At 56.9% G+C, this 14,112-nt stretch carries 13 protein-coding genes, 2 tRNA genes and 3 pseudogenes; 6 read left to right on the top strand and 12 right to left on the bottom strand.

Annotated elements, in window-relative coordinates; translation table 11 throughout:
• Positions 1 to 5: 5 nt before the first annotated feature.
• Complete coding sequence (rlmI, locus tag JNO11_RS06440; RefSeq protein WP_022625919.1) at positions 6 to 1,196, bottom strand: 23S rRNA (cytosine(1962)-C(5))-methyltransferase RlmI; 1,191 nt, start codon at positions 1,194 to 1,196, stop codon at positions 6 to 8.
• A gap of 85 nt (positions 1,197 to 1,281) precedes the next feature.
• On the opposite strand from rlmI, the gene yccX reads away from it, so the two are divergent.
• The gene (gene yccX / locus JNO11_RS06445; protein WP_010246647.1) at positions 1,282 to 1,560 is read left to right on the top strand and encodes an acylphosphatase; all 279 of its coding nucleotides are present in this window, start codon (positions 1,282 to 1,284) and stop codon (positions 1,558 to 1,560) included.
• Here the strand turns inward: yccX and JNO11_RS06450 are convergent, their stop codons facing one another.
• Both JNO11_RS06450 and yccA read right to left on the bottom strand, forming a co-directional pair.
• Positions 1,561 to 1,887: a TusE/DsrC/DsvC family sulfur relay protein gene (locus JNO11_RS06450; RefSeq protein ID WP_010246645.1), complete on the bottom strand. Its 327-nt coding sequence runs from the start codon at positions 1,885 to 1,887 to the stop codon at positions 1,561 to 1,563.
• A 104-nt stretch (positions 1,888 to 1,991) separates the two neighbouring features.
• Positions 1,992 to 2,645: an FtsH protease modulator YccA gene (gene yccA, locus JNO11_RS06455; protein ID WP_325177083.1), complete on the bottom strand. Its 654-nt coding sequence runs from the start codon at positions 2,643 to 2,645 to the stop codon at positions 1,992 to 1,994.
• A 220-nt stretch (positions 2,646 to 2,865) separates the two neighbouring features.
• Here yccA and JNO11_RS06460 point away from each other — a divergent pair.
• From JNO11_RS06460 to agp, 3 genes are all read left to right on the top strand, one after another.
• A tRNA-Ser gene (locus tag JNO11_RS06460) sits at positions 2,866 to 2,953 on the top strand.
• Positions 2,954 to 3,020: 67 nt separating this feature from the next.
• Positions 3,021 to 3,108 (top strand) — tRNA-Ser (locus JNO11_RS06465).
• 271 nt (positions 3,109 to 3,379) lie between these two features.
• Complete coding sequence (gene agp / locus JNO11_RS06470; protein ID WP_325177084.1) at positions 3,380 to 5,083, top strand: bifunctional glucose-1-phosphatase/inositol phosphatase; 1,704 nt, start codon at positions 3,380 to 3,382, stop codon at positions 5,081 to 5,083.
• Positions 5,084 to 5,150: 67 nt separating this feature from the next.
• Here the strand turns inward: agp and JNO11_RS06475 are convergent, their stop codons facing one another.
• The 3 genes from JNO11_RS06475 to wrbA are packed head-to-tail and all read right to left on the bottom strand — an operon-like array spanning position 5,151 to position 7,428.
• Positions 5,151 to 6,524: an NAD-dependent succinate-semialdehyde dehydrogenase gene (locus tag JNO11_RS06475; protein WP_325177085.1), complete on the bottom strand. Its 1,374-nt coding sequence runs from the start codon at positions 6,522 to 6,524 to the stop codon at positions 5,151 to 5,153.
• Positions 6,525 to 6,577: 53 nt separating this feature from the next.
• Positions 6,578 to 6,808: a YccJ family protein gene (locus tag JNO11_RS06480; protein WP_010246639.1), complete on the bottom strand. Its 231-nt coding sequence runs from the start codon at positions 6,806 to 6,808 to the stop codon at positions 6,578 to 6,580.
• A 20-nt stretch (positions 6,809 to 6,828) separates the two neighbouring features.
• Positions 6,829 to 7,428, bottom strand: a complete 600-nt coding sequence (wrbA, locus tag JNO11_RS06485; RefSeq protein ID WP_010669795.1) for an NAD(P)H:quinone oxidoreductase — start codon at positions 7,426 to 7,428, stop codon at positions 6,829 to 6,831.
• 300 nt (positions 7,429 to 7,728) lie between these two features.
• Between wrbA and JNO11_RS06490 the strand changes: the two genes are divergently transcribed.
• Positions 7,729 to 7,887: a general stress protein gene (locus JNO11_RS06490; RefSeq protein WP_325177086.1), complete on the top strand. Its 159-nt coding sequence runs from the start codon at positions 7,729 to 7,731 to the stop codon at positions 7,885 to 7,887.
• Positions 7,888 to 8,000: 113 nt separating this feature from the next.
• A pseudogene (locus JNO11_RS06495) lies at positions 8,001 to 8,915 on the top strand (DMT family transporter).
• 4 nt (positions 8,916 to 8,919) lie between these two features.
• Here JNO11_RS06495 and rutG read toward each other — a convergent pair.
• The 6 genes and pseudogenes from rutG to rutA form a co-directional block, all read right to left on the bottom strand.
• Positions 8,920 to 10,249 (bottom strand): annotated as a pseudogene (gene rutG, locus JNO11_RS06500) (pyrimidine utilization transport protein G).
• A gap of 35 nt (positions 10,250 to 10,284) precedes the next feature.
• A complete protein-coding gene (gene rutF / locus JNO11_RS06505) occupies positions 10,285 to 10,812 on the bottom strand; it encodes an NADH-dependent FMN reductase RutF (RefSeq protein ID WP_325177087.1) in 528 nt (175 codons plus the stop codon).
• 19 nt (positions 10,813 to 10,831) lie between these two features.
• A complete protein-coding gene (rutD, locus tag JNO11_RS06510; protein WP_325177088.1) occupies positions 10,832 to 11,641 on the bottom strand; it encodes a pyrimidine utilization protein D in 810 nt (269 codons plus the stop codon).
• Positions 11,641 to 12,036, bottom strand: a complete 396-nt coding sequence (rutC, locus tag JNO11_RS06515; RefSeq protein WP_033779453.1) for a pyrimidine utilization protein C — start codon at positions 12,034 to 12,036, stop codon at positions 11,641 to 11,643. Before rutC ends, rutD begins: the two co-directional genes overlap by 1 nt.
• A 20-nt stretch (positions 12,037 to 12,056) precedes the next feature.
• A pseudogene (rutB, locus tag JNO11_RS06520) lies at positions 12,057 to 12,771 on the bottom strand (pyrimidine utilization protein B).
• Complete coding sequence (rutA, locus tag JNO11_RS06525) at positions 12,771 to 13,862, bottom strand: pyrimidine utilization protein A (protein ID WP_010669800.1); 1,092 nt, start codon at positions 13,860 to 13,862, stop codon at positions 12,771 to 12,773. Before rutA ends, rutB begins: the two are co-directional and overlap by 1 nt.
• Positions 13,863 to 14,112: the final 250 nt, after the last annotated feature.

Genomic DNA, 14,112 nt, shown 5'->3' on the forward strand with positions numbered 1-14,112 from the left:
TCAAGTCACATGACGCGGCAGGCGAAACCTTTCAGGTAGAGACCTTCCGGATAGCTGGCGATCACCGGATGATCTGCGGCCTGGCGGAACTGTTCGATAAACTGTACTTCGCGGCCAGCATCCAGCGCGGCATCGGCGATGATCTTCTGGAACAGATCGGTGGCCATCAGACCGGAGCAGGAGAAGGTCATTAATACGCCGCCCGGATTCAGTAACTGAATGGCGAGCATATTAATGTCTTTATAGCCGCGACAGGCGCCCATCAACTGGCTTTTGTTTTCGACGAACTTTGGCGGATCCATAATGATCAGATCAAATTTCTCGCCACTGTCACGATAACGGCGCAGCAGTTTGAAAACATCATCACGCTCAAATTGCGCGCGGGAGAGATCCAGCTCATTGAGTTCAACGTTCTGACGGGCAACGTCCAGCGCCTCCTGGGAGGTATCCACGCTGATCACTTCTTTACAGCCACCCATCAGCGCCGAAACCGCGAATCCACCGGTGTAAGAGAAGCAGTTAAGGACGCGGGCATCCTGTGCGTAACGACGCGTGGCGAGACGGCTGTCACGCTGATCAAGGTAATAGCCGGTTTTGTGACCGCCCTGGATATCCACCAGCAGCTTCATGCCATGTTCAGTAATCGGCAGCAGCGGCGGCGGCAGTTCACCGGTAACGGTGCCCTGCGTCAGCGCCAGACCCTCTTTCTTACGAACGGCGACGTCAGAACGGTCATAGATGGCGCAGCCAGGGAAACAATGCTGCAGGGCGGTGATGATCGCTGCACGCTGATATTCTGCGCCTGCTGAGAGCAGTTGCATCACTAAAAAGTTGCCAAAGCGGTCGATGGTAACGCCCGGTAAACCATCAGATTCACCGGCGATCAGGCGATAGCTGTCCAGACCATCGCGGGCCGCCAGCCATTCGCGCCACTGCTGCGCCTGTTCAAACCGGCGGACAAAGAAGGCGATATCGATGGATTCATCGGCCTGCCAGCTCCAGACGCGGGCGCGGATCTGCGACTCGGGTGAATAAGCGGCGCGAGCCAGCCATTTACCGTTGCTGTCACAAACGTCAATGGTTTCACCCAGTTGCGCTTTACCTTCCAGACGCGCAACGGCACCTGAAAAGACCCATGGATGGCGACGGAGCAGGGACTTTTCACGTCCCTTTGCGAGAATCAATCTGACTGTCATAGTTTGCTATGCTTACCTGAAAAAATGAGGCGCCATTGTCCGGTGGATAACGGGAAATTGCAACGAACAGCAGCAGGAGAGAATAATGTCAGCAGCCTGTTTTAAAGCATGGGTTCATGGCCGCGTCCAGGGCGTCGGGTTTCGTTACAGTACTCAGGCAGAAGCCAGGACGCTGGGCGTACTGGGCTATGCGCGAAATCTGGATGACGGCAGTGTCGAGGTGCTGGCCTGGGGTGAGGCGGAGCAGGTCGATGCGCTGATCGCCTGGCTTAAAGCGGGCGGGCCACGCAGCGCGCGCGTTGAAAAGGTGCTGGTGGAGCCGCACCAGCCCGCAGAGCCACCCCGCGATTTTACGACCGGTTAATTACAGACATTTCGCCGGCTTAGGCAGACCGGCGATTTTTGTCGCCTGTTTAGCCGGCCCTTCAGGGAACAGGCGGAACAGATAGCGGCTATTGCCTTTCTCTTCGCCATATTTCTGCGCCATCGCCTTCACCAGCATTCGCACGGCGGGTGAGGTGTTATATTCCAGATAAAAGGCGCGCACAAAATGGACCACTTCCCAGTGTGCTTCAGTCAGGGTCAGGCCTTCCTGATCGGCGATGTGGACAGCCAGTGCTTCACTCCAGTCGCCGGGATGCTTCAGATAGCCTTCGGCATCGACGGCGATTTCGTTACCGTTAAAATTCACGTGACATCCTCTTAGTAAATGACGGCGCAGTTTATCAAACCTGGCGGGCAGTAAAAGCAAAAACCCCGCCGAAGCGGGGTTTTACAGGCTACTGTCACTGCGGATTAGTTACTGCGGGCAAACCCCAGCAGGCTCAGCAGGCTGACAAAGATGTTATAGAGCGAAACATAGAGGCTGACCGTCGCCCGGATGTAGTTGGTTTCGCCACCGTGAATGATGTTGCTGGTTTCCCACAAAATCGCACCGGCTGAAAACAGAATGAACAGGGCGCTTATGGCCAGATGCAATGCAGGCAGCTGCAGGAAGATGTTGGTTACCACAGCAACCAGCAACACGACGAAACCTGCCATCATCATGCCGCCGAGGAAGGACATATCACGACGGGTGGTCAGCACGTAAGCCGAACAGCAGAAGAACACCAGCGCCGTGCCGCCCAGCGCCAGCGCTATCACGTCACCCATGCCTGCGGTTAAGAATGAGCTCAGGATAGGCCCCAGGCAATAACCCAGGAAGCCGGTAAAGGCAAAAGCGGCCAGAATGCCCATCGGGCTGTTAGCCAGACGGTAGGTTAAAAACATCAAGCCATAGAAGCCAACCAGCATCAGGATTAAACCCGGCGCAGGCAGGGCCAGCAGGGTGCTGGCGGTAGCCGTAACGGCTGAGAAGGCCAGGGTCAGCCCGAGAAGAAAATAGGTATTGCGCAGAACTCTGTGCGTTGACAGCAATGAGGACTGCGATGAGGTGACAATTCTTTCCATGTTGCGCTCCTTTAAGCAGAACACCAAATATGTGCCGAGAATACGCAGGCCATTAAAGAGGGAAAAGGCGTTTTACCCTTCTTTACGCGCTAAACTGCTAATTGTTTGAGCAGAGTGGCGATTTTGACACCGAAAAATCACAATCTGGCTGTTTTTCAGGCGAATAGACAGATAGGTGCTTTACATCCCTAAACGGGGTGTTTATAGTGCGCGTCATTGCGGAGGGGTGGCCGAGCGGCTTAAGGCAGCGGTCTTGAAAACCGCCGATGGGAAACCATCCGAGAGTTCGAATCTCTCCTCCTCCGCCACTTTATCTGCCCTGGGCAATAAAGCGGCAAAAATAGATGTTTTGCCAATGCAGTACAGTTTCAAAACGGAGGGGTGGCCGAGCGGCTTAAGGCAGCGGTCTTGAAAACCGCCGATGGGAAACCATCCGAGAGTTCGAATCTCTCCTCCTCCGCCACATTTTACAGGCCAGCACGCAGTGCTGGCCTGTTTCGTTTCGGCTCTCTCTGTTACTTCTTCCTGTCCGAAAAAAGCGTGCCACTCTCTGTGACGCGTGGCTGCGCATTCATCTCTCCGGTGCATCTCTGCTATAGTCCACTCACCGTTTTTGCAAACATCTGGCGCTTTTCTGAGGCGAGCTGAGTTACACTGTTGATTACATCGCTCTGAGGCGAGCTAATGGGTTGATAGCCAGAGTGTTTCTTTACTGAATGAATGGAATAGGCACAATGATCAAGAAACTGAGTCTTTGCGCATTGTCAGTGCTCGCTGCATTGCCGGTCGGAACGGTAGCATTTGCTGCTGAGGGTGATATGCAGCTGCAACAGGTGCTGATGTTAAGTCGTCACAATCTGCGTGCACCGCTGGCTGATAATGGCAGCGTGCTGGCGCAGTCGACCAAAAAGAGCTGGCCGCAGTGGGATGTTCCCGGCGGACAGCTGACCACGAAAGGTGGTGTGCTGGAAGTCTACATGGGTAACTACACCCGTCAGTGGCTGGCACAGCAGGGCCTGGTGAAGAACGGCAGCTGTCCTGACAGCAATAACGTCTTTGTTTACGCCAACAGCCTGCAGCGCACTGTGGCCACCGCCCAGTTCTTTGTTAATGGCGCCTTCCCGGGCTGTGACGTCGCTGTTTCTCATCAGGATGAAATGGGTTCCATGGATCCTATCTTCAATCCGGTTATTACAGATGGCAGTGAAGCATTCAATAAGAAAGCGCTGGCTGAGATGGCCGCTGCAAATGAAAAACTGTCGCTGAAGCCTGCCTTCCAGCGCCTGGAAAAGATTGTCGACTACAAAGCATCGCCTGCCTGCAACAATAAAAAGCAGTGCGACCTCAGCAGTGGTCAGAACACCTTCAGCGCTGAAAATGGTAAAGAACCGAATGTCAGTGGCCCGCTGAAAACGGGGAATTCCCTGATGGATGCGTTCACGCTGCAATATTACGAAGGTTTCCCGCTGGATCAGGTTGCATGGGGCCAGATCAAAACGCCTGAGCAGTGGAAAGAGCTGTCAGCGATTAAAAATGGTTACCAGGATGCGCTGTTTACCAGCCCGGACATTTCCCGTGAAGTGGCGGCACCGCTGGTGGACTACATCCGCAGTCAGTTAGTGGACCAGGACAAAGCCAACGCGCCAAAAATTACGCTGATGGTAGGCCATGACTCAAACATCGCCTCGCTGCTGAGCGCGTTGCAGGTCAAGCCTTATGAACTGCCTGATACCTTCGAAAAAACGCCGATTGGCGGTCAGGTTGTTTTCGAACGCTGGCATGATGCGAAAAATGATAAAGACCTGCTCAAAGTTGAGTATGTCTATCAGAGCGCCGATCAGCTGCGCAACGCAGACGTGCTGAGCCTGAAGAACCCACCGAAGCGCGTTACGCTGCAGCTGGCGGGTTGTGAGACCGATGCAAACGGCTATTGCAGCTGGGATCAGTTCTCTCAGGTGCTGAATGCTGCGTTGCAGGGCACGCCAATGCAGCCAGTGGCGGCACCACAACCGGCAGCCCAGTCTGACGACGACAGTGCGAAAGCCGCAGCGACCAATGACGCTGCTGCTGATAAGGCTGAAGCGGATAAAGCGACCGCGGCGAAAGAGAAGGCTGACGCCGATAAAGCTGCCGCTGAGAAGTCTGAAGCGGATAAAGCCGCCGCTGAAAAAGCAAAAGCGGACAAGGCAGCAGCCGATAAAGCTGCGGCTGAGAAGGCAAAAGCGGACAAGGCAGCAGCGGATAAAGCCGCCGCTGAGAAGGCAAAAGCAGACAAGGCAGCAGCGGATAAAGCCGCCGCTGAGAAAGCGAAAGCGGACAACGAGGCAGCGAAATCAGCCAGTGCCGATAAAGGTGCGGCTGACCAGGCTAACGACTCGAACACGCCTGCAACAGCGCACAACGACGAATCAAAGTCAGCGGCTGTGGCAACACAGTAATCGTGCTTTCCGGCTGATAATAAAAAAACCCCGTCGAGACGGGGTTTTTTTTATGGCTGCAAGGCGATTAATCCGCCACGACCACCAGTTTCTGGTTAGCAAACTCTTTGATGCCCAGGTCAGACAGCTCACGGCCATAACCTGAACGTTTCACGCCACCAAAGGGCAGCTCCGCTGAGGTGTCGCTCTGGGAGTTGATAAACACCATGCCGGTTTCAATGGCGGAGGCCAGTTTACGACCGCGTGCAATATCGCGTGTCCAGACCGAGCCGCCCAGACCATAGTGAGAGTCGTTCGCCAGCGCCACAGCCGCCTGATCGTCACCTATGACATAAACCTGCGCGACCGGACCGAAGAACTCCTGATAATAGGCGGGATTATCCGGGGTAATGCCAGTGAGAATGGTTGGCTGATAATAGCAACCTGCACCTTCGACGGCTTTGCCGCCCGTAACCAGTTTTGCGCCATTGGCGACGGCTTCGTCTACCTGTTTTACCAGGCGGTCACGCGCGTCAGCGGAAGAGAGCGGGCCAAGCGTAGTCTTCTCATCCAGCGGATCGCCCAGCGTAGCGGAACTCAGTGCAGCGCTGAACTGGCTGATAAAGCGATCGGCAATCTTCTCATGCAGAATAAAACGTTTTGCGGCGGTACAGACCTGTCCGCAGTTGCTGAGGCGAGCCTGCACGCCCTGACGTACCGCTTCATCAAGATCGGCATCATCCAGCACCACAAACACGTCATTGCCACCCAGCTCCAGCGTCGATTTCTTAAGATGCTTACCGGCCTGCTCAGCCACGGCGCTGCCCGCGCGCTCGGAACCAGTCAGGGCGACACCCTGTACGCGGTCGTCAGCAATCAGATCGGCGACCTGATCGGTGGAGATGAACAGGTTAGTCCAGGCCCCTTCAGGCGCACCCGCTTCACGAACCAGCTTCTCAAAGATATCGGCACAGTGCGGCACGATATTGGCATGTTTTGCCAGCACCGGGTTACCCAGCGCCAGGTTAGGTGCCAGCACGCGCATCAGCTGATAGTAAGGGAAGTTCCACGGCTCGACGGCGACTAAAACGCCAATCGGGTGATACTCAACCCAGGCTTCGCCCAGATCGCTGGGATAGGACTGCGGCTGCAGAATACGTTCCGCATTCTCTGCGTAGTAGCGGGCAATCTGCGAGCAGATTTTCACTTCTCCGCGGCTCTGACCAATCAGTTTACCCATCTCTTTACTGGCGATGGTGGCCAGTTCTTCCGCGCGGCTATCAATCAGGTCAGCCAGTTTTTTCAGTACCTGCAGACGCGGCTGAATATCACCTTTGCTCCATGAAGAATGGAAAAGGCGATCGGCCACTTCGAGGGCATGGCTGACGGCGGCTTCATCGTGTGACGGCCAGCTTTTCAGCAACTGGTTGTTTGCGGGATTAATGCTTTGGTAGGAAGACATAGCGTACTCCTTGGTGAGCTAAAAATTGAGGGCGGGAAAGTCCCGCCCCTGAATCAGACGTTCTTACGTTCTACGGGCTTGTCATCCCAGGTCAGGAGATCTTTATCGGTTTTTTCAAAGGCGCGAATCAGCACGTCATCACTGCCTTGCTGACGCCAGATCTCTTCTGCCAGTTTTTCATCGTAGTCAGCCACTTCGAAAATGGCCTCGGCAATTTCAGGGGAGGTATGACGCAGACTTGCCCATTCGCCAACGTGATGTGCTTTCGATTGTTCAGTAGACATACTTTTCTCCTTTGATTAAATCAGTCCTGCAGTTTGACGGTCAGTCCGGCAACATGTTCGCCCTGAAAACGGGCGATATTCAGTTCCGCTTCGGTAGGCTGACGCGAACCATCGCCGCCCGCCAGGGTGGTGGCTCCATAAGGCGTTCCACCGCGAACCTGTGAAATATCGAACAACTCTTTGGTTCCGTAGCCGATTGGCACAATCACCATGCCGTGATGCGCCAGGGTGGTCCAGACAGACGTGATGGTCTGTTCCTGTCCGCCGCCGGTGCCGGTTGAGGTAAAGACGCTGGCAACCTTGCCAAACAGCGCGCCTGACGCCCAGAGTCCGCCGGTGCGATCCCAGAATGTCCGCATCTGTCCGGCCATGTTGCCGAAGCGGGTCGGGGTACCGACGATAATTGCGTCATAGTGCGGCAGCAACTCGGGCGTGGCTTCTGCTGCCTGCTGATCGGTTTTGCCGCCCACCTGTGCAAAGCGATCGGCCTCCATCGTTTCTGGTACCCGCAGGATATCCACTTCCGCGCCGGGAACCCGACGAGCGCCTTCTGCAACCGCGTTCGCCATTGTTTCAATATGTCCGTACATCGAGTAGTAGAGCACCAGAATCTTAGCCATTGATCTCTCCAGATGGTTTTGACGTCCAGAAAAAGTATAGAAGAGCTTTCGTTTTACGCAGGCGATGCCTAAGCCGGAACGGAGGAGTCGGGCAATAAATCAGCAGCTAATCGGTTGTAAGTCGGCAGAGTGTTCGTTGTTTAGCCAAATTTCTGGTGATTACTCTGTTGCTAAATGTGACTGGCGGACGAGTGAAGGGATAATCTGGCTATTATTTAAACATGGGCTGCTCCCGGGTTTCGGGCCGTCAGCCCTCTGTTTTTAATTCTTAATTATCGCACTACGCGACAGGAGCAAATCATGACAACACATCGTGGGGGTTCTGGAAATTTTGCTGAAAACCGTGAACGTGCCGCAGAAGCGGGACGTAAAGGGGGAAAAAACAGCGGCGGTAATTTTAAAAACGATCCGCAGCGCGCCGCGCGTGCCGGGGAGAAAGGGGGGACGCAGCAGTCCTAAAAAACCGGACGCATAACCCCACACTGCCGCCGGTTGAGACCGGCGGTTAACGTCGTTGCTTTTCCCCCCTCGCTCTCCCCACAATATTGTCCGGACACATTATCAGGTGAATTATGTCGGACACACTCCGCGGTTTAACCCTGCGCCTGACGCGGCAGGAGCTGGTATTACTTTTCATAACCATGATCTGGGGCGGCACCTTTCTGGTGGTGCATCGTGCGATGCAGCACTCCGGCCCGTTCTTCTTTGTCGGCCTGCGTTTTGCCACCGCCGCGCTGCTGCTGGCGCTCTTTTTCCGCCGCTATCTGGCAGGCATGACCTGGCTGGAGGTGAAAGCGGGTGCGCTGATTGGCCTGTCGATCGCCGGGGGGCTATGGTCTTCAGACGTGGGGAATGCAGACCATCTCCAGCAGTCAGTCCGCCTTTCTCACCGCACTCTATGTCCCTGTCGTGCCGTTGCTGCAATGGCTGTTTCTGCGCCGTCCGCCGGGATTGATGTCGTGGCTGGGGATTGTACTGGCGTTTACCGGCCTGTTGCTGGTGGCCGGGCCGCAGGATGGTCGCATCACTCTGAATGCGGGTGAAATAGCGACGCTGATCAGTACCCTGGCGATAGCTGCCGAGATCATCTTAATCAGCCGCTATGCCGGTAAGGTCGATGTGCGCCGTGTGACCCTGATCCAGCTGGCGGTGGCGTCGCTGTGCGCCTTTGGTCTGATGATCCCCAATGGGGAAACGGTGCCTGCCATCTCAACGCCGCTGCTGCTCAGCGCGCTGGGGCTGGGTGCGGCCAGCGCCCTGATTCAGGTCACCATGAACTGGGCGCAACGCAGCGTTTCGCCGACCCGCGCTACGGTGATTTATGCCGGGGAACCAGTCTGGGCTGGCGTCGTGGGGCGTATTGCGGGTGAGCGCCTGCCTGCGCTGGCGTTGCTGGGCGGCGCGCTGATCGTCTGCGGGGTGATCGTCAGTGAGCTGCGGCTGAAACGAAAAAAGCGGTGCAGCCTGCTGCCACACCGCTGGAGTAGGTCGTTAACCCTGCTGTCGCGCCAGTGGCTTGTCCTGCTTTGCCGCACTGCGTCGGCGCAGAATCGCATTGAGGATAATCGCGCCAAAGGTGGCGGTACCGATACCCCCCCAGCGTGAAAGAACCGATTTTCAGCGCGAAATCACCGGCACCGAGCACCAGTGTGGTCGCCACCATGATCAGGTTACTGTTCTGGCCTAAATCAACATGGTTCTGTACCCAGATGCGGGCACCCGCTACCGCAATCAGCCCGAACACCACAATGGATGCGCCGCCAATCACCGGTGCCGGAATAGTGTGGATCAGCGCACCAAACTTCGGCGAGAAACCGGCGAGGATGGCGATGACCGCCGCGGCGACAAATGCCAGCGTAGAATAGACTTTGGTCACCGCCATCACCCCGATATTTTCGGCATAGGTGGTGACGCCACTGCCGCCGATCGAGCCGGAGAGCATGGTGGCCAGGCCATCGCCAACAAAAGCGCGTCCCATGTAAGGATCGAGATTGCGTCCGGTCATGCCCGCCACCGCTTTCAGATGCCCGAGGTTTTCAGCCACCAGAATGATCGCCACCGGGGCGATAAGCACCATCGCCTGCAGATCAAAGGTGGGAGCGGTGGTGTGCGGCAGACCAAACCAGGCGGCCTGTGACAGCAGGGTAAAATCGACCGGCTTACCCAGCCCCAGACCGTTGGTCAGCAGTGCATAGATCGCCCAGGCCAGAATCAGGCCGACCAGAATCAGCAGTCGCTGAATCATCCCGTGGGTAAATACCGCTACCAGACCAATGCAGAGTACGGTCATCACCGCAACCCAGCTGTCGAACGACGAGGCGGAGACGCTGTGAACCGCAATCGGGGCCAGATTCAGCCCGATAGCCATCACCACTGCACCGGTCACGACCGGCGGCATCAGATTTTCAATCCAGCGCGTGCCGGACTTCATCACCACCAGACCAATCAGCGTGTAGAGCAGGCCGCAGGCTATCACGCCGCCCAGCGCCACGCTGAGATTGGGATTCAGCCCCTGACCGCTGAAGCCGGTTACCGCAATGACCACGCCGACAAAGGCAGCGCTCGACCCGAGATAACTGGGCACCCGACCGCCGGTGATAAAGAAGAACAGCAGCGTGCCTATACCCGAGACCAGAATGGCCAGATTGGGATCCAGCCCCATCAGCAGGGGCATCAGCACCGTTGCGCCAAACATCGCTACCGCATGCTGTAAACCCAGCACCAGCGTCTGCCCCAGAGGCAGGGTCTCATCCGGGGCGATAATACCGTTTTCTGTTAATGCCGACTTCTTTTGCCATTGCGGAAACCAGGATCGTGCCATCGTCTACTCCAGAGCGTTATGAATGCCGGTGGGATTCAGGGAAGCGTTAACAGGCATCCTGCCGCAACAGGGGGATGGTATCCCCGGTCAAACCACGCCAGACCGTGGGTGTCATCATTGCGCACTAACCCCACGACTTCGCAGAACAGCGTGTCATGCGTACCGACGCTGACAATCTGAGTAATGCGGCAGTCAAAGGACGCGACGGCGCCGCTCAGCACCGGCGAGCCGGTCACGGCCGTTGACCACTCAGCGGCAATAAAACGATCAGCCATTGGCGTTTTGCCGCCGAACAGATTGGAGAGCGTTTCATGGCCCGCCGCCAGCGTATTGACGCAGAGCTGCATGTTTTCGCGGAACACCGGGTAAACCGAGGCAGAGCGGTTAAGGCAGACCAGCAGCGTCGGCGGCGAATCCGTGACGCTGCACACCGCCGAGGCCGTAAAGCCTGCGCGTCCGGCCGGGCCTTCAGTGGTGATGATGTTGACCGCAGCACCCAGCCGCGACATCGCATTACGAAACTCAGTTTTCTCAACGGCAGGGGTAAGGGTATCCAGGCTCATCGTGTTCTCCGCGAAAAGGTTATCCGACGACGCGCTGCAGCGGCTGCACGTCATCAGTCTGATCCAGCCACTGCAGCAGCAGGGCATTAAAGTTTTCGGGGGCGGTGACGCTCATGGCGTGGCCGCCCCAGGCCATCATCTGTTCAGTCGCATTGGGCAGCGCCGCGGCCAGCTCAGTTGAGCAGCTCCACGGCACCAGCAGATCGTCCTGGCTGGCGATCACCAGCACCGGTTGTGGAATGGCAGCAGCCCGCGCGCTGAAGTCGGCGCTCATCAGGGCGTGCAGCCGCCGCATCAGATTTTCCATCCCCTGAAAATGTGCGACGTGATGGCTATCTTCCTGATCCAGCCGTGTCTGATGCTGTGCCATCCACTCCGCAGGATAGAGAAACAGCGGCTGAGCGCGGACAAATGCCTCGACGCCGACGTTGAGCAGCAGGTCCTGGCGTACCTGAAAGCAGCGACGGGTATGGGGATGCAGCGCCAGCCAGCCATTGATCACCGCGATCCGTTCGATCCGATCCGGATAATCCAGCGCCAGCTGCATCCCCATCAGACCGCCCAGCGCGTGACCGATCAGGCTGAAGCGCAGGATGCCGTGCTGCGCCAGCGCGGCGGCCAGTTCTGACGCCATCATCGCCATGCTGTAGCCTTCCGGCAGTCTTTCAGCGCTGCGACCGGTGCCGCGCTGGTCATAGGTCACCACCCGATAGCGTGCCGTTAGCGCGGCCAGCTGCGGCTGCCAGAAACCTGCCACGCCGCCCAGACCGGATGAGAGCACCAGTGTCGGTGCATCGGGATTTTGCAGACCCAGAATATCCAGCTGCATCAGACCTCCGCTTTGCCGATGTGCGCCACGCTGGCGATCTCAATCAGCGCATCAGGCTTGACCAGACCGCACTGAATACAGAAGCGCGCCGGTTTTTCGCCGGGAAAGAACTCGGCATAAACCTGATTCACCGCGGCGTAGTTCGACCAGTCGGTGATAAAAATCGAATTAAACGTCACATCGGTCATGCTGCCACCGGCGGTCTCGATCACCTTTTTAATGGTTTCCAGCACGTGGCGGGTCTGCGCTGCGGCATCACCCACATGCACCACGTTGTTGTCAGCATCAAACGGCAGCGTACCCGAGACATAGACCACGCCATCCGCCAGCGTGCCGGGAACGAACGGGGCGATGGGGGTGGAGGTGCCTGGCGGAACAATAATACTTTTCGGCATAGCGTCGTCCTTATCGTGGATTAGCGGGCATTCAGGCTTTCGCAGAAGGTATCGACATCCGATACCCAGCCAAAAAAGGTTTCGATATTGAACAGGGCAGCCTGCTGAGCAAAGGGGGGGCCGGCCTGATAAGTGGCGTCTTCCAGCACCACGCCGAAGTACTCCAGAAAGAAGCCGTCGCGCAGCGTCGATTCAACGCAGACGTTGGTGGCGATGCCGGTAAACATCAGATGACGGATCCCGCGGCTGCGCAGCATGCTGTCGAGCGGGGTGTTATAGAAGCCGCTGTAACGCGATTTCGGCAGCACGATGTCACCGGGTTGCGGCACCAGTTCATCGACCAGCGCGTAATCCCAGCCGCCTTTTGACAGCAGCGAGCCCTGCAGTTCAGGCCGTTTACGCATGGTTTTCAGGGCATTCGATTTGTGGAAATTGGGGGGAACCGGCGTCGCCCGCTTCTACATAGTCACTGTCCCAGCCGTTCTGGAACCAGATGATCTGGACACCTGCCGCACGGGCCGCCGTCACCGCCTGATGGATTTTCGTAATCACCGGCTTGGTGGCGGAAACATCGAAGCCCGCCAGATCGAGATAGCCGCCTTCAGTGGCGTAGGCGTTCTGCATATCCACGACAATCAGCGCAGTCTGGCCAGGCGGAAAGGCGATCGGCTCTGGCCGCGCCGGCAGTTCAACCTGGGGAACATCCGGCGTGTGAGCACAATAAACGGTAGCCATCATGCCACCTCCTGCTGTGCGTCGAGCAGGGCGCTGCGACAGGCCATCAGCGGCTGAATGTGCTGCCCGAAGTTCTCGATACCCTGCAGGAAGTCATCAAACGTCAGCAGCACGCCGTGGGTGCCTTCGACCTGCGCAACCTCATCCAGCATCCGCGCCACGCTGGCATAAGATCCCACCAGGGTGCCCATATTGATATTGACTGCCGAGGTCGGATCCGCCATCTGGCGCACATTGGTGTCGCTGCCCGATTTGGTGTCCTGCTGACTCTGGGTGGTGAGCCAGGAGAGCGCCTCTTCATCCGCACCGGCTTTGTAGTGTTCCCACTTCGCCCGCGCTTCTTCGTCCGTTTCAGCAGCGATGATCATAAACAGCACATAGGAGCCGACATCGCGGCCCGCTTTTTCAGCGGCCTGCTTCATGCGAATCGAGGTAGAGCTGAACGCGGCAGGCGTGTTAACACCTTTACCAAAGCAGAAGTTGTAATCGGCGTGCTGAGCAGAGAAGGCCATACCGGCATCGCTCTGTCCGGCGCAGATCACCTTCATCGGGCGCTGCGGCTGCGGACTCACCCGGCAGTCGTTCATGGTGAAGAACTCACCTTTAAAATCCGATTTTCCGGTGCCCCACAGGTCGCGCAGCACGGTAACGTATTCGGTCAGATAAGCGTAGCGGCTGCTGAAGTACTCATCGCCAGGCCACATTCCCATCTGTTCATATTCCGGCTTCTGCCAGCCGGTCACCAGGTTGACGCCAAAGCGACCGCCTGAAATGGAATCGATGGTGGACGCCATGCGCGCCACAATCGCCGGAGGCAGCGTCAGGGTGGCGGCGGTTGCGTAGATCTCAATGCGTGATGTCACGGCGGCCAGGCCAGCCATCAGGGTGAACGACTCGAGATTATGATCCCAGAACTCGGTTTTTCCGCCGAAGCCGCGCAGTTTGATCATCGAGAGCGCAAAATCGAAATGGTAATGCTCTGCTTTCAGCACGATCGCTTTGTTCAGTTCAAAGGTCGGCATGTACTGCGGCGCATTGGACGAAATCAGCCAGCCATTGTTACCAATCGGAATAAAGACGCCTATCTTCATGTGAAACCTCGTTGCGATGGGGGAAAGGTGTTTCACGCGCTGCACTGCATCCTGCATCGTCCGTGTGGGCCGCGCTCAGTCACAATTCTGCAAACTGTGTGCCACTTTTTTTTATTGTTTTAAATAACAGTGAGTTAAAATTAACCCGAAAGAGGTAAGTGGAGTAACTGGTCCATTTCAGACCGTCTGGTCAAAATTCGCTGCACGTTTTCCATGCAGGCTGAGCAAAAAAGGTGCAGGGCGCGGATTG

The organism is Pantoea sp. 1B4, from assembly GCF_016925765.1.
GTDB lineage: Bacteria > Pseudomonadota > Gammaproteobacteria > Enterobacterales > Enterobacteriaceae > Pantoea > Pantoea agglomerans.

Coding starts and splice junctions, on each gene's coding strand:
- rlmI (WP_022625919.1), bottom strand. CDS start 1,196: ATGACAGTCAGATTGATTCTCGCAAAGGGACGTGAAAAGTCCCTGCTC.
- yccX (WP_010246647.1), top strand. CDS start 1,282: ATGTCAGCAGCCTGTTTTAAAGCATGGGTTCATGGCCGCGTCCAGGGC.
- yccA (WP_325177083.1), bottom strand. CDS start 2,645: ATGGAAAGAATTGTCACCTCATCGCAGTCCTCATTGCTGTCAACGCAC.
- agp (WP_325177084.1), top strand. CDS start 3,380: ATGATCAAGAAACTGAGTCTTTGCGCATTGTCAGTGCTCGCTGCATTG.
- JNO11_RS06475 (WP_325177085.1), bottom strand. CDS start 6,524: ATGTCTTCCTACCAAAGCATTAATCCCGCAAACAACCAGTTGCTGAAA.
- JNO11_RS06480 (WP_010246639.1), bottom strand. CDS start 6,808: ATGTCTACTGAACAATCGAAAGCACATCACGTTGGCGAATGGGCAAGT.
- wrbA (WP_010669795.1), bottom strand. CDS start 7,428: ATGGCTAAGATTCTGGTGCTCTACTACTCGATGTACGGACATATTGAA.
- JNO11_RS06490 (WP_325177086.1), top strand. CDS start 7,729: ATGACAACACATCGTGGGGGTTCTGGAAATTTTGCTGAAAACCGTGAA.
- rutF (WP_325177087.1), bottom strand. CDS start 10,812: ATGAGCCTGGATACCCTTACCCCTGCCGTTGAGAAAACTGAGTTTCGT.
- rutD (WP_325177088.1), bottom strand. CDS start 11,641: ATGCAGCTGGATATTCTGGGTCTGCAAAATCCCGATGCACCGACACTG.
- rutC (WP_033779453.1), bottom strand. CDS start 12,036: ATGCCGAAAAGTATTATTGTTCCGCCAGGCACCTCCACCCCCATCGCC.
- rutA (WP_010669800.1), bottom strand. CDS start 13,862: ATGAAGATAGGCGTCTTTATTCCGATTGGTAACAATGGCTGGCTGATT.